Raw genomic sequence first — 22,753 nt, forward strand, 5'->3', positions numbered from 1 at the left:
GATACAAAAACGCCTGCACACGTTTGTGCAGGCGCAACTGCCGGTAAGCGGAACGGCAGTGATTTTATTTTGCCTCGGTCATTGTGAAACCACTCCACGGCCGCAGGTAATCTAATAGGAACAACTCTTCTGGATGCACATGGCCTACCACATTCACCCGGCCATCATTAGGCATGGCTTGCAAGGCGATTTGGGTTTCGCCTTTGTATTGGCCATAGCCAGCGTTGTCGATCAACACATCCCCGCGCTTGATTGCGACAGTGTGGTGCGCTGGAAAATCGCGGTCAGCATACTTCACCCGCGTTTGCGTCGAGCGCAACAAGTACTCAGACGCATCCCCGCGATAAGAATGCGGATTCTCAAACAACAACTCGCGCTCCAAGTCAGTCGCGTCAGCTTCCGGCACCACCCGCAGGCTTGGGTAATCCGCAGTGAATGCCGCTGCGGCTTGTTGCAATTCAGTTTCTGAAGCATAAGCGTTGCCGATGATCACGTCATTGATGGTGCCCAGCAGTTGATAATGCTTGACTTGCGTGGCGATCGGCAAGTTGCGATGTGCTTCAAGCGTGCACAAGCCGTCTTGCGTTGGCCAAGGGCCAAACGTCGCTGAATGCGCATTAACGAAAGCTGCCGTATTGAGATTGTGATCGGTAAACAACTTCGTGGCGTCATCAAAGAACTTCTGGCCTAAGCCCGAGAAGCGATGCGGATAGAAGTTGTGCGAACCCAACAAGTTATCGCGCTTGGGATTGAAGGCCATAATGTTATCGATATAATGCGTCCCTTGCGACATGTTGACTTCGATTTTGATGTTGTATGGGTTGCGCGTCATCGCGGCTTCTTCGGCACCGGTAAAGCCCAGATCCAACCGCACGCCCCAAGCGCCTAAATCCTTGAAGAAGCGCAAGTCGTCATATTTCACACCAAGCTGTTGGAACAAGGCCGGGTTGATATCGACCATCACTTGCATGCCTAATTCATTGGCCCGGGTGATCACCCGCTTGAAGTTGGCCACCACTTCGTCTTTGTTGCCTTTGATCTCTAACAGCGACGTGAACACGCGCTTGTAACCGTATTTTGCTGCCAATGCCAGATACGCTGCGTCTTGTTCATAGGTCGAGCGCTCCGGGTAGACAGACACACCTAATTTGCCCATGGTACATTCCCCCTTCACAGTTACTTTACCATATTTGTTCCTACAAATGAAAGGGTTTGCAGATATTTGTGGGTACAAAAACGGTAATGAACGTTTGGCTGAAATGTTTTGAATGTTTTTGAATGGAAAAGGTTGCTTTTGACTGTTTGTGGCGTATACTCATGGTTGTGAGGTGATGCAAATGCTTACAGAAGAACGTCAACACTACATCCTCGAACAGTTGCAAGCCACCCCAGTCGTGAAACTCAAGGACTTGATGCAAGCCTTAGGCGCTTCGGAATCCACGATCCGCCGCGACTTAGGGGAATTGGAACTGGCTGGCAAACTGCGCCGGATCCATGGCGGTGCAGAACGCCTAAGTACCACCACCAAAGAAGCTTCCGTCCACGAGAAGGCGGAACAGAACTTGTTGGATAAACAACTCATTGCCACTAAAGCGGCCAATATGGTACCGGATAACGCCTGCATTTTCTTAGACGCTGGCACCACCACCGCGCAAATGATCCCGCTGCTGGCTGGCAAAGCCGTCACAGTGGTTACCACCGGCGTGGATAATGCCTCGGCTTTAGCGGATGCCAACATCGACGCATACATGCTCGGCGGCAAGATCAAAGCCGCCACCAAAGCCACCGTCGGCGCTGGCACCGTCAACGGCTTGCGCCAGCGCCACTTCGACTTTGCCTTCTTAGGCACCAACGGCGTGCATCCCAAGTTCGGCTTGACCACGCCGGATGCTGAAGAAGCGTTAGTCAAACAAACTGCCATCGAGCAAAGCACGACCACGGTGGTGCTGGCCGATCCGAGTAAATTCGGCATCGTGTCAAACGCCTTGTTCGCCAAGCTGCCGCAAGTACAGATCTTGACCACCAGCTTGAAGGAAGCTTCTGCTGCGTATCGCGAATATTCCAATATTATGGAGGTATCTCATTGATTTATTCCGTCACCTTAAACCCGTCGATCGATTATGTGATCGGCTTGCCTAAGTTAAGCCTAGGGCTGGTCAATCGCTTAGCAGACGACCACAAGCTGCCAGGCGGCAAAGGCATCAACGTTTCGCGCATCTTGGGCCAACTCGGTTTGCCCAGCATCGCGCTGGGTTTTGCCGGCGGCTTCACTGGCAATTGGCTCACTGCTTGCCTCAAAGCCTTGGATCTGACCACCGACTTCACGCCGGTGGCTGGCGACACGCGTATCAACGTGAAGCTCAAAGCCGAACAAGAAACTGAGCTCAATGCCAGCGGCCCCACGATCAGCCAAGCGGAGCGCGAAGCTTTCGTTGCCAAGCTGCAACAACGCCTTGAACCTGGCGACGTGGTGGTAATGGCCGGCTCCTTGCCGAATGGTTTGCCGCAAAGTTTCTACCATGACTTGATCCAAGTGATCAAAGCAGCTGGCGCAGACTTCGTGATCGACACCACCGGCCAAGCCTTGCTGGACACTTTAGGCGATCACCCTTATGTGGTCAAACCCAATCATCATGAATTAGCCGAATTATTCCATGATGCCGAGTATCCAGACTTGCAAGCCACCGTTACTGCCGGCCGCAAATTGTTGGCGCTAGGTGCCCAACATGTCTTGGTATCAATGGCAGGCGCTGGTGCCTTGTTGATCGAACAAGATCGCGCCTATCATGGCACTGTCGCTAAAGGCCACGTGCTTAATTCTGTCGGCGCAGGTGATTCAATGCTGGCAGGTTTCACCGGCACCTTAAAGCAAACCAACGACGTCATTGAAGCCTTCAAGGTTTCGCTGGCATGCGGGTCGGCAACCGCCTTCTCCATTGATTTGGCCACCAAAGCCAAGATCGATGAAGTTTATCAAACCATCACTATCGAGGAAATTTAGGAGGGGACATCATGGATATCCGCGAATTACTACTTAAAGACGTCATGATCATGGATCTCAAAGCAACCACTAAAGAAGCTGCGATCGATGAAATGACTGCCAAGTACCACGAACAAGGCATTATCGATGACTTGGACTTATATCGCAGCGACATCTTGAAGCGCGAAGCCGAATCCACTACCGGCATCGGCGATGGCATTGCGATGCCGCATGCCAAAGACGCCGCCGTCAAGCGCGCCACAGTGCTGTTTGCCAAGTCTGATGCCGGAATCGACTTTAACGCCTTAGACGGCCAGCCGGTGCACTTGTTCTTCATGATCGCCGCTCCTGAAGGTGCCAACAACACCCACTTGCAGGCGCTGGCAGCTTTGTCTTCCTTGTTGATCAACCCCGATTTGGTAGCCGCTTTGAAGAAGGCCCAAACCCCAGACGACGTGCAACAGCTCTTCTCTGACGCACAAGCCGCCAAAGACAAGAAAGAAGCCGAAGAAGCAAAGGCTGAAGCAGCCAAAGAAGCCGCTAAAGCCCAAGCTGCCCAAGCGCAGCCGCAGCAACGTCCGTTTATCGTGGCGGTGACTGCCTGCCCAACTGGCATTGCCCACACTTATATGGCCGAAGCGGCTTTGAAAGAAACCGCCGAGAAAATGAACGTCGATATCAAAGTCGAAACCAACGGCTCTGAAGGCGTTAAGCACCTGTTGTCCAACGACGATATCAACCGCGCTGTGGGCGTCATTGTCGCAGCCGACAAGAAAGTCGAAATGAACCGCTTCAACGGCAAGCACTTGTTGAATCGGCCAGTGATCGACGGGATCAAGAAGCCTGAAGAATTGATCCAAGACACCTTGGATCAAAAAGGCGGCATTTTCCACGCTGACGGCACTGTCGCAGATTCCGGCGCCGCAGTTGAAGAAAAAAGCACCTGGAACAAGATCTACCAAGACTTAATGAATGGTGTCTCCAACATGCTGCCATTCGTGGTTGGCGGCGGGATCATCATGGCCTTGTCATTCATCTTTGAAAACTGGCTGGGCGCACATTCCATGGCCTTCACCTTCACCAACAACTTAGGCAACTACGCCTTCTCCTTCTTAGTACCAGTGTTGGCGGCTTATATCGCGGTATCCATCGGCGATCGCCCAGCGTTGATGCCAGGGTTTGTCGGCGGCTACATGGCTACGCTTGCGGCTGCATCTGTGGTTAAAGCGCAAAACCCAGCCGGCTTCATCGGCGGGTTAGCCGCCGGGTTCATTGCCGGTTGGCTGATCGTCTTGCTGAAGAAAGTCTTTGCCAGCTTGCCGCATTCCTTAGACGGCTTGAAGACGATCTTGATTTACCCAGTGATCGGCTTGGCCTTAATGGGCTTGATCATGTTCTTCATCGTCAATCCGATTTTTGCCGCTGTAAACGGCGCTTTGATCGGCTTCTTGGAAGGTATGGGTACCGGTAACGCCATCGTAGTCGGCGTGATCTTAGCGGCGATGATGTCCATCGATATGGGCGGTCCTTTCAACAAAGCCGCTTATACTTTCGCCATTGGGATTTATCAAGCCAGCAACTTCAAAGACGGACGCTGGATGGCCGCAGTCATGATCGGCGGGATGATCCCACCGTTGGCTATTGCCATCGCCTCCACCTTCTTCCCGAAGAAATTCACCGCCACGGAACGCAACTCTGGTTTAACCAACTATGTCTTGGGCCTGACCTTCATCACTGAAGGCGCGATTCCATTTGCAGCGACGGATCCCTTGCATGTCATCGGCAGTTCTGTGATCGGCTCCGCCATTGCCGGCGGCCTCACCCAATTGTGGCATGTCAACGTCCCTGCTCCGCATGGCGGCATCGTCGCTTTGGCTTTGACCAATCAGAAGTTTGGCTTCATCATGTCGCTGATCATCGGCGCGGTGATCGCCGGGTTGATCTTAGGTATCTGGCGGCCCACTGCTAAAGAAAACGCGTAACGCAAACTAAAGCCGTTTGATTCGATCATCACGATCGAATCAAACGGCTTTTTTGTGCTTGTGCACCACTGCGCAAAAGCGTATGCTCGCGCTAAAAGGTACTAACGGAGTGAGCAAATGGCAATGGCAAAACTGACCACACGTTTATCAGATCTGGCTTGGCTGCTGCTTGGGGCATGCGTATGGTGGCTGCCACAAGCAGCAATCAAAATGAGTATCCCTGGTCGCAGCGGTGACACCGCAATGGGCGGCAAAGATTTGTTGATCCTTGCGCCGGCGATGATCCTCCTGAACGAATGGCGACTTTGTGCTGCCCGTGTCTTGTCAAGTGCCCGACCCAAGCGTAGAATCAGCAGAAAAGGCTTACAAGGAGACCATAATGGCATTAGCGAAACTTACCATGCGCCTATCAGAGTTGGCATGGCTGATTTTTGGCGCGTACTTATTGTGGCTGCCGGAAGCGGCGATCAAGATGAGCGTCACCAGCCGCGGTGGGCAAACGCCAACCACTGGTAAAATGTTGCTGATCTTGGTTCCGGCAATCATTATTGGCAACGAGTGGCAGCTATGGCGCACCACCCCCCATCCACAACGCGGCTGGGGCGCCTTATCGATCGAAGCAGTTATCGAGATCATCTTGATTGGTTTGTTGTTGGCTGAACAATTTGGCTTAGCCTAAATCCAGCCGATACTGCGGCGACAGCTTACCAGTCGGCGCGTAAACCACTTTGTGCGTGTAATAGAAGCCGACTTTTTCAAGCACGTGCTTAGAAGCGAGATTCTCAGGATTGTGCCCGGCGATCAACGCCGGTGCCTGCAAGACTTGTTGGGCAAAGCGGATCACCCCGCGGGCTGCTTCAGTGGCGTAGCCTTGCTGCCAAAACTGCGGCAGCAAATGATAACCCAGCTCATAACAGCCGGCTTTGCGCGCATGCAGCCCGCACACACCGACCAGCGCCCCATCGGTTTGATAAATCGGCCAATATTGCACACCATGCGCTTGTTGTGACGCACATTCTGCAGCCAAGCGTGCTTTGATATCAGCTTGACTAAAGCCGGCTTTGCTGATCATCGCCGTCACCTGCCGATTGCCCCATAAGTAGTGGGCTTGGGCCAATTGACCAGCTTGCCAATTGCCATAATGCAAGCGGGCAGTCGGTTGCGGATGGGTCAACGGCAACACATAAGAAGGTGTGACCAAACCAGTTGGCGGATAGACTTCATGATGGGAATATTCAAAGCCTAATTTATCACACAAGATATGCTTGGATGGCCAGTTATCCGGATGGTGCCGAGCCACTAACGCCACAGCATCGGTTTTCGTGCGCGCATAAGCCACCACTGCGCGGGCAGCTTCGGTGGCATAGCCTGCGCCCCAATAGGCCGGACGCAAATGGTAGCCTAATTCATATGTCTGCCGCTCGCGTATTTGTAAGCCGCACACCCCGATCAGCTCGCCGCTTAGCGCGTACATCGGCCAGTATTGCACCCCATCAGCTTGCTGGGAAGTGATTTCTAAAGCCAAGCGGTTATCGATCATCGCTTGGGTATAACCGACATTGGGCATGGATATGTAGCGCGTCACGCGCTTATCGCCCCATAATTGTTGCGCTAAGGCGTGGTCAGTCGCTCGCCATTCACTAAAGCGAATGCGCGCGGTGGAATCTGGATGAGACATGCTATCACCAACTTTTCATAGTATTTTCATCCTAGCACCGCAAGCTTGAGCTGACAAGCGCTGCGCGGTGAATTACGCTTTAATGACAGCTCCCAGCGTGGCCAGGCACTATGCTATACTGATCCTAACGCTTTTTTTGGAGGTAAAATTAATGAATATTCGCTACGAATCAATGGACGCTTGGGCCGAGCAAGCCAAGGCCTTCTTCAAGGACCATTGGCAATCTGAAACCATGGTCGTTTCCAGTGGCGAATACCATTTGGCCGACCTCAACGGCATCGTTGCCGTCACTGACACCAATGAAGTTGTCGGCTTGGTCACTTACACCGTGCACGGCAACGCCATGGAAATCGTCTCGTTGAACTCCACGCGCCCAAACCTCGGCATCGGCACCAAGTTAATGGCCGCCGCCGAATCCCGCGCACAAGCCACTGGGTTGACCAAAATGGTGGTCACCACCACCAATGACAATCTGGATTCGATGCGCTTCTACCAGAAACACGGCTATCGCTTCGCCAAGGTGATCCGCGGTTCAGTCGATAACGACCGCCTGCTTAAACCCAGCGTGCCGGAAATCGGCGCGTATGATATTCCGATCCATGACGAATTGTTGATGAACAAAGACTTGCCGCGCAAATAAAAAACCAAGTGTTGCGACCCTCATTGGGACAACAACACCTGGTTTTTTTATTTGCGCTGGTTGTGATGCGGATCAAACCCGTTCTGGCGGCGCTGCATAAACCACCGCTGCAGCTGCGCTTGCTGCTCTGGTGTGGCGCGGCTGTATCGTTGCAACAGGCGTTGACGCTTGCGGGAATCGACATTGTGATCCAGCCAACTTGGCCGATCAGCTGCCGGCTTGCCAGTGTCAGGCGGTTGCGTCATGATCGCTTGTTGCGCCTTGCGGAAGTCTTTCAACTCACTGGTGTTGAAAGTTGCCACATCGGCCTGCTCGTCTGCAGGCAATTCTTCAACGTCATACATTTCCTGGCGCGCTTGGGCGTTCAAGAAGAACGTCAAGATCGGATAAGCCAAGTAGAACACCAATGCCACATGCGGGAAGAACCACGCTACCACGATATCCCACACCGCCAAGGCGCCTAAGATGTGATTGGCGTTGCCGTAGATCTTGGTGTAAACCTTCTGCATCGCTTGCTTATCGGTGTATTTGAGATGAATGATGGCCTTGGACAAGATGCGAAACAGCATATTCACCACAAACTGCAAGGTCCCATATAACATCACCGTGACACGGGTGGTATTGACGGTCATCATGTTGGTAAACAGCGGCATCATCGATAAGCAAGCCAAGAAGATGAAGTCGCCGATCAAGATGCGATAAGTCATGGTCTCAATTTCGTCAAAAACCGTGGCGTGCTGGTACCACATGTTGGCCACAAAGATGAAACTGATCAAGTAGATCCCAATGTGCTTGCCCATCACGCCATAATTGGTCAGTGAGTCCTTGAGCACCGGGGGGATGTCCAACACCATCACCGTGATGACCACGGCGATGATCGCGTCAGAGAAGGCATCCAAGCGATTCTTTAGTTTCTGCATAACGCTCCTGATTTCTATAGAATGACGTTATTGTACACGCCAGCTGTCTGTTGCGCAAATCAAGACAATTTATTCAGCTTGCAGCGACACTTTCACCGCTTGGGCGACGGCCTTGGAAATGCCTAGCGCTTGAATGTCTTCTAAGCTGGCTGCTTTGATGTGATTGAGCGTCTTGAATTCCTTCAACAACTTCACCCGCGTGCGCGGCCCCACGCCTTGAATGGTTTCCAGGCGGCTGGCCAGTGAATTCTTGTTGCGCAGCTGGCGATGGAAGGTAATGGCAAAGCGGTGCACTTCATCTTGAATGCGTTCCAGCAAATAGAAGCCTTGCGATTTAGGGTCAAGCTCGCGCGGCTGGTCGCTATCGCCAAACAACAACGCCGCCGTTTTGTGCTTGTTGTTCTTCACCATGCCGGCCACAGGAATATCGAGGTTCAATTCATTCTCCAAGACGTCTTTTGCCGCGTTCATTTCGATCGCGCCGCCATCCATCAAGATCAGATCCGGCAGCGCCGCATGTTCTTTAAGCAAGCGCGTGTAGCGGCGTCTGATCACTTCTCTGGTATTGGCATCTTCATTGGCAGAGTGTTCGCCTTCATCTTCAGCCAGCTTGTACTTGCGGTAGTTGGTTTTCTCCGCTTGCCCGTCGACGAATTGCACCATTGCGCTGACCGGATTGGTGCCTTGAATATGACTGTGGTCGAAAGCTTCCATCACGTGCCCATGCGGCAAGCCCAACGCGTCGAAAATCTCGTTGTTGGCACCGATGGTCGTGCGATTATCCAACTCCAACAAGCGGAATTTCTCTTCCAGCTTCAGCTGGGCGTTCTTGTGCGCCAAGTCCAGCAGTGATTTCTTCTCACCGCGCTGCGGGGTGCGCACCGGAATGCCCAAGACTTGTTCCAACAAGTCATTATCCAACCCGCCTGGTACCAGCACTTCTTTAGGATGGACGTTGTTCTTGCGCTGGTAGAACTGCAAGATGAAGGACTCGAATTCTTCATCCGCCGAATCGGTGATGGCAAACAGCCGGCTTTCGCGCTTCATCAGCCGCGCTTGGCGAATGAAGAACACCTGAATGGAGATCCAGCCTTTATCCATATAGAAGTTGAAAATGTCGCGCTGCGTCTTGTCGTTGGAAATGATCTTCTGCTTCTCGACAGTGATGTCGATGTATTTCAACTGATCACGCAACTCTGCGGCGCGTTCAAACTCCAAGTCTTGCGCCGCCTTGTTCATGCGCGCGTTCAGCTGCTTAACGACTTTGGTGGTATTGCCATCCAAGAAGCTCTTGATCTTGGCGATTTGCTTGGCGTATTCTGCTTCAGGGACTTCCCGCCAGCACGCGCCCAGGCATTGGCCCATGTGATAATACAAACACGGCCGGCCTTGATAACCGTTGCAGCGCCGCAGCGGATAAACCTTCTGGAGAAAATGCATCGTTTCTTGAGCGGCGTAGACATTCGGATACGGGCCAAAATAATACGCCCCGTCTTTCTTGATGTCGCCGGTGATTTCCATCTTCGGATCACGTTCGTTGGTGATCTTGATGTAAGGATAGCCGGTACCTTTCTTAAGCTTGATGTTGTAATAAGGCTGCCACTTCTGGATCAAGGTGATTTCAAGCAAGAACGCTTCCTTGTCGCTGGATGTGACGATATAATCGAAATCAGCGATGTTGGCCACCAACTGCGCGGTTTTACCGGTGTGCGCAGATTTAAAGTACGACCGCACCCGATTCTTCAAGTTCTTGGCCTTGCCGACATAAATGATCTTGCCGTTGAGATCTTTCATCTGGTAGCTGCCAGGCAAATCCGGCAACAGTGCGAGTTTGTGTTCAATATGTTCTGATGCCATGCGTGCCTCCGAATGTTTGTTTGCTACATATATTGTACGCAACTTGCCCCATGCGTGCAACTTATCCGCCATTGGCATAAAAATCCCAGCAAGCCTTGAGATTGCAATCAAGGTTTGCTGGAACTGATTTCGCTCGTGGGTCTTGCAGCAGACACGACAAATACACGATCAGCGTATTCGCCGTCGTGAAAATTTATCGCAACAGGCTATGTTTAGCTCTGCCTGTTGGGTTTCGTCGAGCTGCGTGACGCAACGCGGGTGCGGCTAGCTACGCCATTGCACTTGAGGCCAAGACCGCCTCACGCACAATGGCTAGGCTACCCGACCCGCTAAAAGCGCGCCACTTCGCTCTGGCCTCGTCGAGCTGCGCAAAGCAACGCGATTGCGTATAAGCCAGCCCGAGTCCATGGCCAAGACCGCCATTGACTCAGGCTGTCTTATACACATCGCTAAATGCGCTTTGCTTCGCTCTGGTTTCGTCGAGCTGCGCAGCCCACCGCGGCGTGATATAAGTCGTGACGCCGCCAAGGCAAAGAGCGCCTTTACGTCATCTCGCCTTATATCCACCGCTAAAAGCGGGCTGCTCCGCTCTGGTATATTCAATTAAGTACCCAGCGCCGTAAGCCTACGTGCGCTGGGGTGGTCGTGGTGCAATCTGATAACGTCCTGGCATTGCCCAAGACTACGGACATTGGGCTTCATGGCGCTCTGGCGCTTTGAACGCACGAGCCGCGGTGCATGCCGTTACACATGACACCCTCAGATCAGCTCGTGTAGGGATGCCGGGAACAGACCAACTTGTACTTTGCCGGTCTCAGCACCCCACTGCAGGTTGCAAGGATAATATAGCATGGTCCTGAGAATTGCACAAACTTTTTGCAATGGCAAATTTGCCCCTACGGATCACTGCAGATTTGCCGCGCCAGCTGGTTGCACACATAGGTGCTTTCCCAATGACCGGCTTGCATGTTTGTAGCCGGTACGCGGTTTGCACCGTTTGGATTGCATCCGTTGGCGAAATTTCAATTGTCGAAATGATGACTTTTTGCTTGAACATGATGATGACCTTTTTGTTGCCTGTATTCTTCCGCGTCAGCGACCATGACTTTAACCGTGCTTGCCATAGCATTAACGTAAACAATTCTTAACGCAACACGATTCTATCTAATGTATCATGAACCTAATAGACTTTTTAAGGAGTGGTGAAATGGCACAGGCGCTTGGTACACTGATTCTATTACTTGGCATCATTGTTTTCTGTATCGCGTTGGTAAGTGTTATTATGGTGATTTTACAAACTCGACGAATCAACAAATTTCGTAATCAAAAACTACATGGCGTATCTCAGCAGTTGCAAGATGAGGCGCAAGCTTATATCAATCAGCAAATCACCAAGAAGCAATCCCGGAATTTCGGTGTCTATGCCCTCATATTGCTGCTAACGTTCTTGATTGCTGGGTATGTGTTTCGGATGTTTGTGACCAGCCATTCTTCAGTTGGCGTCATGAGTGTCGTGGTGGCAGTCATTTATTTTCTTATCGCAATCTTCGCAGGCATGTCGCGCAATGTGATCAAGCGTACCCAACAAGTTTATATCAACTATCAGCGTCAAGATCATGACGTAACTTTGCCACTAGTGGTGTTGCCAGATCAATTGTTAGCGCCTTACCTTAAATATAGTACTCGCGTTTCGACACTGATGACAGTTAGCGGCTTATTTTTTCTACTTGCGGCAATATTGATGAAATGACCGTTCTTCACTCAAACGTAGGATTAAGAGCCGGTCAAGGCATTGCGCCTTGACCGGCTCTTCGGTTTGAGCTACGGATATCGCTAACGATCCGTAATGATCAATGTCCGAAAGTTTGGCGCTTGTGTCAAAAGTGTTTGACACCCGGCACACATTCTGCTATTCTGCAGATGTCAAAGATGTTTGACTTCTAGGAGGAGATCAAATGAAAAGCAACGATGAAATGTATCAAATGTTCAGCAAGCAAGGCCTGATGATCGCATATATCTATCTAATCTTTGCGCTGGCTGGCTACACACTATATCAACTCCTGATCCAGCACCAAGCGACTCCTGTTTTGACCTTTATCCTGAGTTCACAAGCCGCCGTATGGCTGATCGCCACCCAAGTGATCCAGATTCGCAAGCTTGGCCGCGCAGGCGTCAGCAGCGGCGCTTGGGTCACGCTGATTCTGGTGAGTGTCCTGTTGGGATTGATGTTAATCATGTATGGCTTACTATTGCTCGATTCGGTGCTGCACTGATGCAAAATCAAATTAACCAACGCCGCACTCAAGCAGGGCTCACGCAACAAGAATTGGCAACGACCTGTGGCGTGTCGCGCCAAACGATCAACGCAATCGAGAATGATAAATACGATCCGACTTTGAAGCTGGCTTTTGCTTTGGCCAACAGCTTGCACACGACAGTCGATGAATTGTTTAGACAATAAGGAAACGTGGCTAGCCACAGTTATCTTAATCAGTTTACTGCCTAGCTGGCGGTGATGAACGCCGACGTTTGATCATTGACAAAGCCGCAACAGTAACGTTAGGCGCCGCCTCATGATCGAAACATCCAAATGAACCCATCAGGTCAATTCTGATCTGGTGGGTTCATTTGGCTAATCGAGATGTCTCAATTCTGCAGCCAACCGATTTGGTAAAGCTGCAGCGCGACCAGGACAATCAGCACCACACCAACCAAACTTAGCAACCGCCATTCTCCGATGGTAATCATCGGGAATGTTTTCAAGTCATTGCGCTTGCGCCATGACCGAGCTACCCCATCACAGATCAACGCGATGACCAGAAGCACAACCGGCTCCAGCAATAAGCCGGCCCGACCGCTCCAGCTATCGGCGACCCCAGTGCCGTTGAAGTGCATGACGACAACCCTTGGGGCCATTGCCATAAAAATGATGGTTAACACCAGCGAAACTGCCACTGCACTGTAATTAAACATTCGAAAGCGTTTCATAGTACCGCCTCCCCCATTCACAAGCATCTTAGTCCCAGACGCCTGACGACACAATGCATACTTGTTGCTTTGCAGCGAATTTGTCACAGCGCCTGCTGTAACAGCGGATAAATCTTCAACACGTTATGCAAAGCCATCTAGCACATCTCAACAATTTGATCAGACATGTGATCTGTGATTTGCGCAATTGAAATTGTTTTCCGCCAAGAAAGGGCTTACACTTCCATTAAAGGAGTGAGTGGCGTGCAAGAAGAAAATGACGTGCTGCTTCGCCAGATCAAGGCCTTTGCCCAGGGGTTGGGCTATCTCTTAGGTAAAGGCAATGGCAGCGCCGGAAACGAAATCGTCTTTCCTCAACAAGCAACACAGAAGCTGCCAAATCAAGCGCAACTTGAGCAATTTCTCGCAGCTGATGCACTGCACGAGGCGACCAGCTTTCTGTTCAGCCGCAGATATGCCATGGCGGAAGAGAAGTTTATTGCTTTGGGGATGTGGTATTTTGGGACACTGAATAAGCTGAGTGACGAACAGCTGACTCAAGCCAATTATTCTCGTGAAGCAATCGCACTGGGATTAGCGCAGCTTGGCAGGATCCAGCGCGGTGAAGCGTAACACTTTACAGTCAGACAATTATCAAGTATTTGGCAACAAAACTCTTTCAAGTAATACCGACATCGCAGACAAGATTCGGCAAGTTTATGAACGTAATCAGCATGAGGTGGCACAGAATATGAATCTACAAAAAGATTGGGCACCTGCCATCGGACTCGTATTTATTGTTGTTGGCCTACTATGGCTGTCCATGCGTGACAGCAGTGGCTTTGTCTTTGGTGTGTCGTTTATTGTAATTGGCGCGTGCACGATTTTGATGAATTACTTGTTACCCAAAAACAAACAGTGACATAGACTAACGGCGGTGTATCTACCAACAGACCGCCTAAAAATAACAAAAAGACCTCCTATCGTGGAGATCTTCCTGAATGATATATTTATTCTTCAACACCAGTTGACACAGAGCCACTAAAACAGCCGCCGTTGATTAGTTCTGTGAACCCCTCTTGCTCTCGAAACTTCACTGGATACCGGTCAAAGGTGAGTTAGCCCTAATCCTATCTGTGCACTTCTGCCTGGGTATGTCTTTACCAACCAGCTTAGCAGCTCTACCCCTTCAGATGATAATCGTTGCTGTACTGCCAGCAGTGACAATTTCATTTTTAGTTGAGAGGCAACACGGGTGTCATCTTCATGGCTGAACAATGCGAGTTTGGCTTCTTTAAGTGCAACTTTTTCTTCGGATGATGGAGTCGTAGCATTCAGAGCTTGAGAGACTTGTTGCATAAGATCTGAGGCCGTTATCTTTGCCATTTTGAGAAATCCTTTCGGTGAGAATTATTAGTTATCCTCGTATGAGACTTGTCATACCGTTGTGGTGCATCCCCGCATGGGTACGTTTTACTTGATGTGTTGCAGATTGTCAACAGTAACAGAAGCACCGGTCTAGTATTTGTTACTTGTGGCGAAGTTGGAGAGAAGTTGAATAGAAGTTTACATAACTTAAATTATCTACAGTACTGCACAAGGCTAAAACTCTTTTGAAAGCGTATCATCTTAATTGGCCCACGTTAAGCTGTTGACAAATGGCGATACATCCCGCCACTCAACCAGCTCCTTTGATTCTCCTTTTAAGTAATGCCGATGCTTATCTTTGCCTGTCTCTGGCAATTAGGGATACAACCAGCATCAAGTCAAACACTAAGCTAACGGCTATGATGGCCCAGTTATGTTCTACAACACCAATCAACATTGTTGTTTGATAGATAACCACTTGACATGCAGTCGCCAAACCAGGGTGTCTTTTGCCCTTGCCCTTGAGCGTAAGATATAGCCCTGTCCCGCCGAGAATAAGTGTCAGCACAATAAAGCAAATCAGAAAAATCCAAAGAGCAGTTCGAAATTCCGCCATGGTATTCTTCTCCTATGGCCCATTGTTCCGTGTTTTTAATCCGGCTAATCGTTTCACCGAAGTCGTACTAGCATCTAGTAAATCACGTCGATAGAATAACGGCTAGGCAGCGGTTACACCAGCCCGTGTTGCACTTTGCTTGAGAATGCAAGCGCTCAGATAGTGGGTCCGCCACTGCCAAGCAATCGCAAGCACTTTTTCAGGTACTCTCCGAATTTATCTTCCTTGCATCACACACGCTTTCTCGATTCCCGAACGACCAGCAGAATTGCTAACCACAAATCGCCTAGCAGCCCGATTCCCATAAGGAGCCAAGCTTGTTGCATCACGCCAATCAACACAACGGCTTGAAAAGTAAATACCTGACAAGCCATCAGCAACCCTGTTCCTGAACGCTGATGTCGCTTAACGATCGCCGCAATTGCAGAAATGAATGTCATGATCTCCAAGCAAATGATCGATATCAATAATGCCGAGTGAAAAGCCATCCCAAACCTCCTATTTTGTTACGGACTGGTGAAGTCGCCAACGCTTCAACTCAATATCTGCAAAGTTGCGCAGGATGAATCTCACTGTGCACTATTGCGTAGGTCTTTTCTAACTGCAGCAATCAGTTAGTGGCCAGTCGTAAATGCCGTAAAGGTCACATAGTTCACATGGTCAAGCTTAAAGTGCAGCTCAAGCAGATAGCTTGCAACCACGTTATATTGCGTTGTCAGCTTAACCTTGGCAAATAAGTCCGTTAACCGAACTTGGTATTGACTGCCCATGGTTTTAGCTAAGTGATAGCGTTTGGTGATCACATGTGAATGGTCATCAAATTCTTTGGCCGTCAGAAGCAGTGCAGGAGCGCCTGCTGGAGTGACCTGCTGATCATTGACGGTGAACGAAAAATTCAGCGGTTGAGGCTGGCCCTTAAATTCAAGTAACGGGTTCTCGCCATCTGAACCAAGTACTGCTTGCTTGATTGCCTGCAGCTGCTTAGGTGTCTTCTCATCAAGCTCACGCTGTCGATATGTGCGAATCAAAGGGGTCCGTTTGTCATGCGGGATCGAATACGCAATCTTAACGTCTGACGAACTGCTATTCTTATCGCGACACCCTGCGCCGCCAACCAAGATCACGCCCATCCCCAGCGCAAGTGCCAACCACCGGTGTTGTTGTGTCATCAGTTGCCCCCTCCAATTGCGCTTTAGGCGTGCGCAGCATGCGTCCCCGCCTCCTTCTATCATCAGCTGCCAATCTGTGATGCCGTTAACTACTTCACAAGTATACCATATGTGAAAACGATTACAACAGGCTCTGCTGCGCTTGCTTCGAAAATATCAGCGCCATTGTCCAGGCCCAGCGCAGTCAAATCCGCTTCACACTAAAACAATAAAACAAGCCGAAATTGTGCTTGCCTTGAAGTAACTTCAAGGTTGTATGATTACAAGGAAAGGAGCGTTGGATATGAAAATCAATGAAGTGGCGGCTTACTTTCACCTGCCGCCGGAGACCCTAAGATACTGGGAAAAGGAAGGCATCATCACCAAGGTCAAGCGGAACGACTCTGGTTATCGCGAGTACGATCGATCTGACATCGATTGGATCAGATACGTCAAGTGTATCCGCGCAATTGGAATTCCCATTGCCCAAATCAAACAATACACACAACTGGCTCATGCCGGTCGGAACATCAAGCTACGCAAAGAAATCTTGATCAAACAGCGCGATCAATTGCGCGCCCAGCTTGAAGAAATTCAAAGAGCGGTCGACCTCGTGACAGACAAGATCGATCATTACGACACCTACACAAGATAGCCAAAGGAGTGCCACATGAGGAAATTTGTTTTTGACTTACACAACAACGTTGAGCGCCAAGAAACCAGCGTCGTCAACCGCTTCGGCATCAAACTCGCGGCAGATGTTTACACGCCCAAAAACATTGGCAACAAAAAGGTCCCAGGCATCGTGATCGGTGGCCCGTATGGCGCCGTGAAAGAACAAGCTTCTGGCAACTATGCCAACGAAATGGCCAGCCGCGGCTTCGTCGCTGTCGCCTTTGACGGCTCCTTCACCGGCGAAAGCGCAAGCGCTGTCCGCAACGTCTCGTCACCTGACATCAACACCGAAGACTTCATGGCAGCTGTCGATCTCATCGGCACGCAACCAAACGTTGATCGGGAAAGAATTGGAATTTTGGGCATCTGCGGCTGGGGTAGCTTCGCCTTGAATGCAGTATCAATCGATAAACGGGTGAAGGCTGTCGCCACGGTTTCAATGTTTGACGTTTCGATGCTAGCCGCCAGCGACAGCGAAGCAAGATCCACTCAGCTCGACCAACTCGCCGCTCAGCGCTGGGCGGATGTCGACGCTGGCTCCCCTGGTCTTGGCCCCGACCGCTTTCCAGACGGTTTTCCAGAGCGCGAATCCGCCCAAGGCCAAGATGTTTACGATTACTACCGGACCCCCAGAGGCTTTCACGAAAACTCGATCCTGTCTAACGGTCAGTGGAGCGCCACGGTAGCCTATCCCTACATGACCAACACTCTGATGCAACATATCGACGAAATTTCCCCGCGCCCGATCCTGTTGGTCGCAGGCGACAAAGCCGACAGCAAACCATTCAGCGAACAAGCCTACGCCAAGGCCCAAGAACCGAAAGAACTCTACATCGTGCCCAATGCGGGCCATGTCACTCTTTACGATCGCATGAGTGAAACGACACTGGAAAAACTGCGGCACTTTTTCATGAGTAATTTACGTTGACGTCTCCGGCCAGTATGTCGTCTCCTAAAAAATGATTCTTAACCTCTTGTTGAAGCAGACCAAAATAAAAAGTCCCCTATCGTGGAGACTTTCTAAAAAGATAAAAATATTCTTCAACACCAGTTGACCCAGAGCCAAACAAACGTGCCGACATGCCGACACGTTTGTTTTAGTGTGAAGCAAATGATTTAACAAATGTTTACAGTCAGGCTGAGCCACTACGCTGCGGCATGGTTGCGGCCTTTGGCAACGATGGCCACAACCATCATCAAGAAGCAGATCAGACCAAACAAGGTGAGCCACCAGCTGTGATCGGCCACGCCTAACAATAAGCTGGTTTGACTGAGCACCAGCGTACTAGCAGCTTCTAAACCAGGCAGCCGGTGATCCTGGCCGGTATGGTTAAGGTACAACAAAGCCCCACAGAAAATGACGGTCAGTGCAGAACAGCCAAGCAAGGCAAGGGCAAGAACAATTTGGAATGCTGTCATCGTTTCGTCTCCTCATCCGATAATGCAATGGTCAGCCAATTTGCCAAGCTGCAACAAGCTCTGGCAGAAGGCAACGATAGAATAGCATATTGGAAAGCGGTTACGCAACCATGATTTGCTGCGTTTTGCTTGGCAACACCGCGGCTGCGTCACACCCCTACTCAGCTGCCACCAAACAACGCATCACCGCCGTTAGCGCCGGCAAGTGGGCTGCTTGGCCAAAGTCTCGCGCATCATAAGCACTCAAGCTGGCTAGCGAATCAGCCGTGAACAACACCTGGCCAAATTTAACGCGGCGAAATTGCGCACAGGCACTCAGCGCGGCACATTCCATTTCCACCACTTCAAAGCCCGCAGCCAAAGCAGTTTGGATCTTGGCCGACGTTTCGCGATAATAAGCATCGGTCGTCCAAGTTGCCACCGCTTTGGCGCGCTGATCCAGCGTGCGCAAAAGATGATTCACCATCCCCGGCGCCAAGTCAATTTCCGCCGCTGCTGGCAAGTAATGATAAGATGTGCCTTCGTCACGCAACGCGCGAGTCACCACTAACAATTGATTCTCCGGCGTAGGCGTCAACACCCCGCATGAACCCACAGCAATGATCGTTTGGGCGCCATAGCCGATCAGGAAATCCAGCAGCTGCGTGGCCGCCGGCGCGCCTAATGGTGCTTGGCACAAGCCGATGGTTTGTCCAGCCACCGTCAATGCATACACGTCAAAATGATGTGAGATCGTATCGTATTGTGCCACGACTTGATGCGGGTATTGCGCCACAAACTGCGCGATATTGCTTGCCGAAATAAAGGCGAATAACATTTTGGCCGGCAACACAAAACCTTGATCACGAAAAGGTTCGATCACCGCTTGCGGTGTTGCATCATAATCCAAGATCGGCAAAGTCATCGCTAACACTTCCATTCACATCATTCACGGCGTCTGCCACAACGCGTCTAGTGCTTGCGGCTGGTAGTCGCCGGTTTGCAGCCAATGGATCTCCACGCCATAAGGAGCGACGACACGCTTGCCGTCTGGGCCCACGTATGGCGTCTCCAAGATCTTGGGAATATGCGCCAAGGCCGGATCATGCGCGATGGCATACAAGCAGTCAAAGCCCAGCGTCCCAGCACCGATATTGGCATGGCGATCTTTGTGGGCACCTCGGGGATTCTTGGAATCGTTAAGATGGATCACGCTGAGCTTATCCAAGCCCACGATGCGATCAAACTCTGCCAAGACACCGGCGAAGTCGTCTTTGACGTCATAGCCGGCATCTGACATGTGACAAGTGTCCATGCACACTCGCAACTTGTCTTTCAGCTTGACTTGATCGATGATCGCCGCCAATTCTTCGAAACTGCGGCCCACTTCCGTTCCTTTGCCCGCCATGGTTTCAAGCGCAATAGTCACATGCTGCTCAGGCGTCAAGATCTGATTAAGGCCAGCGGCAATTTGATTGATCGCCGCTTGCGGCCCCGCCCCAACATGCGCTCCCGGGTGAAAAGGCATGGTATACGCGTGCAAGGCATCGGCGCGGACGACTTCTTCTTGCATAAACTGCACGGCAAACGCGAAGTTCTCAGGCTTCTTGGTGTTGCCAAGGTTCACGATGTATGGTGCATGGATCACCAAATGTGATAATCCAGCCGCTTGCATCCCCGCCAAGCCGGCAGGGATCTGCATTTGATCCACCGCCTTGCGCCGCGTGTTTTGCGGCGCCCCGGTATAAAATTGCAAACTCGTCGCATGATAACCGGCCGCTTCAGCCACTGCCCCGGCAAACATATGCGGGGCTTTCATGCTGACATTAGCCCCGATCAAGAATGGTTCATTCGTCATACTCTGCCTCCTCTATTGGATCTGCGATACAGGTGATGCGCTTGGTTTGCGCCGGCGGATATGGCGCTTGCGCAGGTTGATAATACGCCATGGCAACAATCGTGCCGTAACGCTCACCAGATCCTACCGGCACCACTACCCGGTCGCCCACGGCCAGCTCAGGATCCGCCAAATAACTATATGGTCTTGCCCCATGGTGGAAGACGACTTGCGCATACAACAAGTCGCCAAACTGGGGGATGGTCCGTGAAATCAACCGATCGTCCAGCATTTGCGGCGCACGTTCTTGCAGCCACTCGCGCAACTCGGCTGCGATCGCACGCCATTGAGGAATGCACTGATCCAACTGCAAAGTGCCTTGCAAGGTTTGCGTTTGGGCATCGCGATAACGCAAGGTGACGGTCAAGTTGTGTTGCTCGCGTGGCCGAGGCGGCAACAAGTCCGTTTGCGGCAGCGGCAAATCGTCAAGCAAATCCGTAATCGTTTCGTCGGCAATCGCAATGCGGCTGCGCATTTTGCCATTGCGCTGCGTGAGTGACAACGATTGGCTGCGGCGGTCGATCACCAGCTTCTCATGCGTTTGCGGCGTTGGCTGATACTCGGCAATAAGCCGCTGCACCACATCTGGCGCCCCGTCAAACAACAACAAATGCGGAAACGGCAACAAGTCGCGAATCGTCTCGGACAAATCTGCCAATTCGATCAGCGGCCCGCGACTGGTTTGGCTGCCGCCTGCACCAACTACCGTTAACGACCATTGCCCCACATCCACCACAACAGGGTGCGGCACATCAGGATCGGCTAATGCCTCAAACTGCGGCATCAGCGGCAGAATGTTGGCGGCAGGTACCTGCACGGTTTCGCGATGCAGATACCCGCTGGCAAATTCATTATCCAGCGCCACGGTGCCATCAACTTGGATGGTGAGCACTTGGCTGATCACACGAGCCGGATCAGGTGCCAGCCCCCATGTGCAGTCATCAGAGGCAATGGTGACTTTAGTGATTTCACCCAGCGGTTGGGTCAAGCCAACCAAGCGCGCCAAAGCCGTCTCAAACCAATGCCGATTGACTGGCGCGGTCAAGGCATCATTAGTGTGCCAATAGGTAACTTGTTGCCACATTGAATAGATGCCGTTGCCCAACGCTTGCACGTCTTGCGCCGCCTGCAAGAACGCCGTGGTCGCCGCCAAATCCGATGACAGCGGCAGCTTGGTGTCACCTGGCGTCAGCGCGGCGAATTGATCTAACGCAAAGCCGGCCTTGGCACAATCTTGCCCCAGGGTTTGCGCGTACTTTTGAATTTGTCCTGTTGCAAAAAGCTGCTGCCACTTGCTGGCGAATGCATGGATCGTTGCGCGCTTGGCCATGACGATGCCTCCGTTGGTTTATTTGTCCTGCAAAAAATCCGCCACGGCCCCGCGCAAGTTGGCTTCGCCAAGATAGGCACACGGCACCAACTGCGGGGTGATCGTGCCGATTTCAACCGTTGCTTTGACTTTGGCGATGCTTTGCCGCACTTGGGCTAAGAAGTGATCATTAGCCGAAATCGCCCCACCGATCACCACCAATTCAGGATCAAAAGCATATTGCAAATTAAAAATCGCCTGGGCCAATGTGTCCACCACTTCTTGCACCGCTTGTTGGGCTGGCACATCGCCTGAATCAGCTAAATCAAACACTTCCTTGCCGCTGATCGGGTGGCCGATTTGGGCACTGAAACGCTGAGCCAGGTTGACTGGCGACACGAGATTGCTTAACGTTTGCCCATCATGCATCAGCATGTAGCCAAACTCCCCGCCGTACAAATGCGCACCATGCCAGATCTTGCCATTAAGGACTACCGCACCCCCAACGCCGGTGCCGATCACCAGAAACAACAGCGACTGTTTACCCACGCCGGCACCAGCAGCTAATTCAGCCAGCGCCGCACAATTGGCATCATTCTCCAAACTGACCGGCAGACCAAACAAGGCTTCAAGTTTGGGTTGAATGGGAAAATTGTGGATGTATTCAATCGCGCTGGCGCCTTCGATCACACCAGTTTCCTTGTTTACCGAACCAGGTGAGCTGATCGCCACCCCTGCGACTTCTTCATCCCCGCGCACTGCCACAAACCCGTCATGCAACACCGTATAAAACGCGTCAAGCGTCTTGGGTGTGGGTTGATGTTGCACATGCTGTAAGTTGCTGCCGTCCCACAACGCAAACTTAATACTGGTGCCGCCGATATCGATTGCAACTAATTTTGTCATGATGTATTCCCCCCTGAGATATGTAATCGCTGACAACGTTACTGAACCTATTGTAGCATGCCCACGACTTGAAACAATCATCCAGATGAGTTTGCCGATCTTCGCAATTGCGCCAGCACTCAGCGTCACCTCACTTGACGATCTTAAGCACATCTCATTTACACGCAACAGGCTGCGTGCACCCAAGTCCCCAACCTGATTCGACAAGCGTAGGCGCGGTGATGCGTAGGCGTGTGGTGCGGCAAACCGGTCAGGCCGTGAAACGATCAGCGCAGTGAAACAAGCGTACTTTGCTTGGTTCGCTGCGCTGATCGCGGCAAATTCAGAGACAAGCAGGCGAGCAAAGCGAGCGCCTGGCTCTGAATTTAGGCGTAAAACACGCGTATTTTGCGTGGTTGAAGCCGGCCGCACC

26 protein-coding genes are annotated in these 22,753 nt (G+C 51.4%); 12 read left to right on the plus strand and 14 right to left on the minus strand.

The features are described from left to right. Positions 1-64 precede the first annotated feature (64 nt). The gene (locus ACGG90_RS00755) at positions 65-1,156 is read right to left on the minus strand and encodes a DUF871 domain-containing protein (protein WP_390404565.1); all 1,092 of its coding nucleotides are present in this window, start codon (positions 1,154-1,156) and stop codon (positions 65-67) included. Positions 1,157-1,337: 181 nt separating this feature from the next. On the opposite strand from ACGG90_RS00755, the gene ACGG90_RS00760 reads away from it, so the two are divergent. The 4 genes from ACGG90_RS00760 to ACGG90_RS00775 all read left to right on the plus strand — a co-directional run bounded on the left by ACGG90_RS00760 (position 1,338) and on the right by ACGG90_RS00775 (position 5,641). Beyond that, entirely contained in the window at positions 1,338-2,087 is a 750-nt protein-coding gene (locus ACGG90_RS00760; protein ID WP_390404567.1) for a DeoR/GlpR family DNA-binding transcription regulator, read from the plus strand. Then, positions 2,084-3,001 carry a 1-phosphofructokinase gene (pfkB, locus tag ACGG90_RS00765; protein ID WP_390404570.1) on the plus strand — a complete coding sequence of 306 codons (918 nt, stop codon included), beginning with the start codon at positions 2,084-2,086 and terminating at the stop codon, positions 2,999-3,001. Before ACGG90_RS00760 ends, pfkB begins: the two co-directional genes overlap by 4 nt. A gap of 11 nt (positions 3,002-3,012) precedes the next feature. Further along, positions 3,013-4,962, plus strand: coding sequence for a PTS fructose transporter subunit IIABC (locus ACGG90_RS00770; RefSeq protein WP_390404572.1), 1,950 nt, complete (start codon positions 3,013-3,015; stop codon positions 4,960-4,962). Positions 4,963-5,341: 379 nt separating this feature from the next. Next, complete coding sequence (locus ACGG90_RS00775) at positions 5,342-5,641, plus strand: hypothetical protein (protein ID WP_390404574.1); 300 nt, start codon at positions 5,342-5,344, stop codon at positions 5,639-5,641. Here ACGG90_RS00775 and ACGG90_RS00780 read toward each other — a convergent pair. Then, the gene (locus tag ACGG90_RS00780) at positions 5,633-6,640 is read right to left on the minus strand and encodes a GNAT family N-acetyltransferase (protein ID WP_390404577.1); all 1,008 of its coding nucleotides are present in this window, start codon (positions 6,638-6,640) and stop codon (positions 5,633-5,635) included. The genes ACGG90_RS00775 and ACGG90_RS00780 overlap by 9 nt on opposite strands. Before the next feature lie 151 nt (positions 6,641-6,791). Between ACGG90_RS00780 and ACGG90_RS00785 the strand changes: the two genes are divergently transcribed. Next, complete coding sequence (locus ACGG90_RS00785) at positions 6,792-7,280, plus strand: GNAT family N-acetyltransferase (RefSeq protein WP_390404579.1); 489 nt, start codon at positions 6,792-6,794, stop codon at positions 7,278-7,280. Between the two features lie 47 nt (positions 7,281-7,327). Here ACGG90_RS00785 and ACGG90_RS00790 read toward each other — a convergent pair whose 3' ends face one another. Both ACGG90_RS00790 and uvrC read right to left on the minus strand, forming a co-directional pair. Beyond that, entirely contained in the window at positions 7,328-8,200 is an 873-nt protein-coding gene (locus ACGG90_RS00790) for a TMEM175 family protein (RefSeq protein ID WP_390404582.1), read from the minus strand. A gap of 69 nt (positions 8,201-8,269) precedes the next feature. Next, positions 8,270-10,057, minus strand: a complete 1,788-nt coding sequence (gene uvrC / locus ACGG90_RS00795) for an excinuclease ABC subunit UvrC (protein ID WP_390404585.1) — start codon at positions 10,055-10,057, stop codon at positions 8,270-8,272. 1,207 nt (positions 10,058-11,264) lie between these two features. Here uvrC and ACGG90_RS00800 point away from each other — a divergent pair. The 3 genes from ACGG90_RS00800 (at position 11,265) to ACGG90_RS00810 (ending at position 12,518) form a co-directional block, all read left to right on the plus strand. Continuing rightward, complete coding sequence (locus ACGG90_RS00800; RefSeq protein WP_390404588.1) at positions 11,265-11,807, plus strand: hypothetical protein; 543 nt, start codon at positions 11,265-11,267, stop codon at positions 11,805-11,807. Positions 11,808-12,012: 205 nt separating this feature from the next. Continuing rightward, positions 12,013-12,330, plus strand: a complete 318-nt coding sequence (locus ACGG90_RS00805; RefSeq protein WP_390404591.1) for a hypothetical protein — start codon at positions 12,013-12,015, stop codon at positions 12,328-12,330. Continuing rightward, positions 12,330-12,518 carry a helix-turn-helix transcriptional regulator gene (locus ACGG90_RS00810; protein ID WP_390404593.1) on the plus strand — a complete coding sequence of 63 codons (189 nt, stop codon included), beginning with the start codon at positions 12,330-12,332 and terminating at the stop codon, positions 12,516-12,518. Before ACGG90_RS00805 ends, ACGG90_RS00810 begins: the two co-directional genes overlap by 1 nt. Before the next feature lie 185 nt (positions 12,519-12,703). Here the strand turns inward: ACGG90_RS00810 and ACGG90_RS00815 are convergent, their stop codons facing one another. Then, on the minus strand, positions 12,704-13,045 hold the full coding sequence (locus tag ACGG90_RS00815; RefSeq protein ID WP_390404596.1) for a DUF1648 domain-containing protein: 342 nt from the start codon (positions 13,043-13,045) through the stop codon (positions 12,704-12,706). Positions 13,046-13,288: 243 nt separating this feature from the next. On the opposite strand from ACGG90_RS00815, the gene ACGG90_RS00820 reads away from it, so the two are divergent. Both ACGG90_RS00820 and ACGG90_RS00825 read left to right on the plus strand, forming a co-directional pair. Continuing rightward, on the plus strand, positions 13,289-13,657 hold the full coding sequence (locus ACGG90_RS00820) for a DUF6483 family protein (RefSeq protein WP_390404599.1): 369 nt from the start codon (positions 13,289-13,291) through the stop codon (positions 13,655-13,657). Beyond that, complete coding sequence (locus tag ACGG90_RS00825; RefSeq protein WP_390404602.1) at positions 13,647-13,946, plus strand: hypothetical protein; 300 nt, start codon at positions 13,647-13,649, stop codon at positions 13,944-13,946. Before ACGG90_RS00820 ends, ACGG90_RS00825 begins: the two co-directional genes overlap by 11 nt. A gap of 185 nt (positions 13,947-14,131) precedes the next feature. On the opposite strand, the gene ACGG90_RS00830 is transcribed toward ACGG90_RS00825, so the two are convergent. The 4 genes from ACGG90_RS00830 to ACGG90_RS00845 form a co-directional block, all read right to left on the minus strand. Further along, positions 14,132-14,410, minus strand: a complete 279-nt coding sequence (locus ACGG90_RS00830; protein ID WP_390404605.1) for a hypothetical protein — start codon at positions 14,408-14,410, stop codon at positions 14,132-14,134. A gap of 334 nt (positions 14,411-14,744) precedes the next feature. Next, the gene (locus ACGG90_RS00835; protein ID WP_390404608.1) at positions 14,745-15,008 is read right to left on the minus strand and encodes a hypothetical protein; all 264 of its coding nucleotides are present in this window, start codon (positions 15,006-15,008) and stop codon (positions 14,745-14,747) included. Positions 15,009-15,238: 230 nt separating this feature from the next. Further along, a complete protein-coding gene (locus ACGG90_RS00840; protein ID WP_390404611.1) occupies positions 15,239-15,496 on the minus strand; it encodes a hypothetical protein in 258 nt (85 codons plus the stop codon). Between the two features lie 126 nt (positions 15,497-15,622). Beyond that, positions 15,623-16,177, minus strand: coding sequence for a hypothetical protein (locus ACGG90_RS00845; protein WP_390404613.1), 555 nt, complete (start codon positions 16,175-16,177; stop codon positions 15,623-15,625). A 283-nt stretch (positions 16,178-16,460) separates the two neighbouring features. On the opposite strand from ACGG90_RS00845, the gene ACGG90_RS00850 reads away from it, so the two are divergent. Together ACGG90_RS00850 and ACGG90_RS00855 are read left to right on the plus strand one after the other, a co-directional pair. Further along, positions 16,461-16,811: a MerR family transcriptional regulator gene (locus tag ACGG90_RS00850; RefSeq protein WP_390404616.1), complete on the plus strand. Its 351-nt coding sequence runs from the start codon at positions 16,461-16,463 to the stop codon at positions 16,809-16,811. A 15-nt stretch (positions 16,812-16,826) separates the two neighbouring features. After that, positions 16,827-17,759: an alpha/beta hydrolase gene (locus tag ACGG90_RS00855; protein ID WP_390404618.1), complete on the plus strand. Its 933-nt coding sequence runs from the start codon at positions 16,827-16,829 to the stop codon at positions 17,757-17,759. 218 nt (positions 17,760-17,977) lie between these two features. Here ACGG90_RS00855 and ACGG90_RS00860 read toward each other — a convergent pair whose 3' ends face one another. The 5 genes from ACGG90_RS00860 to ACGG90_RS00880 form a co-directional block, all read right to left on the minus strand. Beyond that, positions 17,978-18,250 (minus strand): hypothetical protein, encoded by a 273-nt coding sequence (locus tag ACGG90_RS00860; protein ID WP_390404621.1) that lies wholly within the window; start codon positions 18,248-18,250, stop codon positions 17,978-17,980. 157 nt (positions 18,251-18,407) lie between these two features. After that, positions 18,408-19,154: a nucleoside phosphorylase gene (locus ACGG90_RS00865; protein WP_390404623.1), complete on the minus strand. Its 747-nt coding sequence runs from the start codon at positions 19,152-19,154 to the stop codon at positions 18,408-18,410. A 24-nt stretch (positions 19,155-19,178) separates the two neighbouring features. After that, entirely contained in the window at positions 19,179-20,087 is a 909-nt protein-coding gene (locus tag ACGG90_RS00870) for a deoxyribonuclease IV (protein WP_390404626.1), read from the minus strand. Then, positions 20,077-21,456 carry a hypothetical protein gene (locus ACGG90_RS00875; protein WP_390404628.1) on the minus strand — a complete coding sequence of 460 codons (1,380 nt, stop codon included), beginning with the start codon at positions 21,454-21,456 and terminating at the stop codon, positions 20,077-20,079. Before ACGG90_RS00875 ends, ACGG90_RS00870 begins: the two co-directional genes overlap by 11 nt. An 18-nt stretch (positions 21,457-21,474) precedes the next feature. Beyond that, the gene (locus ACGG90_RS00880) at positions 21,475-22,341 is read right to left on the minus strand and encodes an ROK family protein (RefSeq protein ID WP_390404631.1); all 867 of its coding nucleotides are present in this window, start codon (positions 22,339-22,341) and stop codon (positions 21,475-21,477) included. Positions 22,342-22,753: the final 412 nt, after the last annotated feature.

The organism is Lacticaseibacillus jixiensis, from assembly GCF_042847315.1.
GTDB lineage: Bacteria > Bacillota > Bacilli > Lactobacillales > Lactobacillaceae > Lacticaseibacillus > Lacticaseibacillus jixiensis.

Coding starts and splice junctions, on each gene's coding strand:
- ACGG90_RS00835 (WP_390404608.1), bottom strand. CDS start 15,008: ATGGCGGAATTTCGAACTGCTCTTTGGATTTTTCTGATTTGCTTTATT.
- ACGG90_RS00855 (WP_390404618.1), top strand. CDS start 16,827: ATGAGGAAATTTGTTTTTGACTTACACAACAACGTTGAGCGCCAAGAA.
- ACGG90_RS00850 (WP_390404616.1), top strand. CDS start 16,461: ATGAAAATCAATGAAGTGGCGGCTTACTTTCACCTGCCGCCGGAGACC.
- ACGG90_RS00880 (WP_390404631.1), bottom strand. CDS start 22,341: ATGACAAAATTAGTTGCAATCGATATCGGCGGCACCAGTATTAAGTTT.
- ACGG90_RS00830 (WP_390404605.1), bottom strand. CDS start 14,410: ATGGCAAAGATAACGGCCTCAGATCTTATGCAACAAGTCTCTCAAGCT.
- ACGG90_RS00810 (WP_390404593.1), top strand. CDS start 12,330: ATGCAAAATCAAATTAACCAACGCCGCACTCAAGCAGGGCTCACGCAA.
- ACGG90_RS00875 (WP_390404628.1), bottom strand. CDS start 21,456: ATGGCCAAGCGCGCAACGATCCATGCATTCGCCAGCAAGTGGCAGCAG.
- ACGG90_RS00760 (WP_390404567.1), top strand. CDS start 1,338: ATGCTTACAGAAGAACGTCAACACTACATCCTCGAACAGTTGCAAGCC.
- ACGG90_RS00840 (WP_390404611.1), bottom strand. CDS start 15,496: ATGGCTTTTCACTCGGCATTATTGATATCGATCATTTGCTTGGAGATC.
- ACGG90_RS00780 (WP_390404577.1), bottom strand. CDS start 6,640: ATGTCTCATCCAGATTCCACCGCGCGCATTCGCTTTAGTGAATGGCGA.
- ACGG90_RS00805 (WP_390404591.1), top strand. CDS start 12,013: ATGAAAAGCAACGATGAAATGTATCAAATGTTCAGCAAGCAAGGCCTG.
- uvrC (WP_390404585.1), bottom strand. CDS start 10,057: ATGGCATCAGAACATATTGAACACAAACTCGCACTGTTGCCGGATTTG.
- ACGG90_RS00785 (WP_390404579.1), top strand. CDS start 6,792: ATGAATATTCGCTACGAATCAATGGACGCTTGGGCCGAGCAAGCCAAG.
- ACGG90_RS00860 (WP_390404621.1), bottom strand. CDS start 18,250: ATGACAGCATTCCAAATTGTTCTTGCCCTTGCCTTGCTTGGCTGTTCT.
- ACGG90_RS00775 (WP_390404574.1), top strand. CDS start 5,342: ATGGCATTAGCGAAACTTACCATGCGCCTATCAGAGTTGGCATGGCTG.
- ACGG90_RS00800 (WP_390404588.1), top strand. CDS start 11,265: ATGGCACAGGCGCTTGGTACACTGATTCTATTACTTGGCATCATTGTT.
- ACGG90_RS00865 (WP_390404623.1), bottom strand. CDS start 19,154: ATGACTTTGCCGATCTTGGATTATGATGCAACACCGCAAGCGGTGATC.
- ACGG90_RS00770 (WP_390404572.1), top strand. CDS start 3,013: ATGGATATCCGCGAATTACTACTTAAAGACGTCATGATCATGGATCTC.
- ACGG90_RS00845 (WP_390404613.1), bottom strand. CDS start 16,177: ATGACACAACAACACCGGTGGTTGGCACTTGCGCTGGGGATGGGCGTG.
- ACGG90_RS00815 (WP_390404596.1), bottom strand. CDS start 13,045: ATGAAACGCTTTCGAATGTTTAATTACAGTGCAGTGGCAGTTTCGCTG.
- ACGG90_RS00790 (WP_390404582.1), bottom strand. CDS start 8,200: ATGCAGAAACTAAAGAATCGCTTGGATGCCTTCTCTGACGCGATCATC.
- ACGG90_RS00870 (WP_390404626.1), bottom strand. CDS start 20,087: ATGACGAATGAACCATTCTTGATCGGGGCTAATGTCAGCATGAAAGCC.
- ACGG90_RS00755 (WP_390404565.1), bottom strand. CDS start 1,156: ATGGGCAAATTAGGTGTGTCTGTCTACCCGGAGCGCTCGACCTATGAA.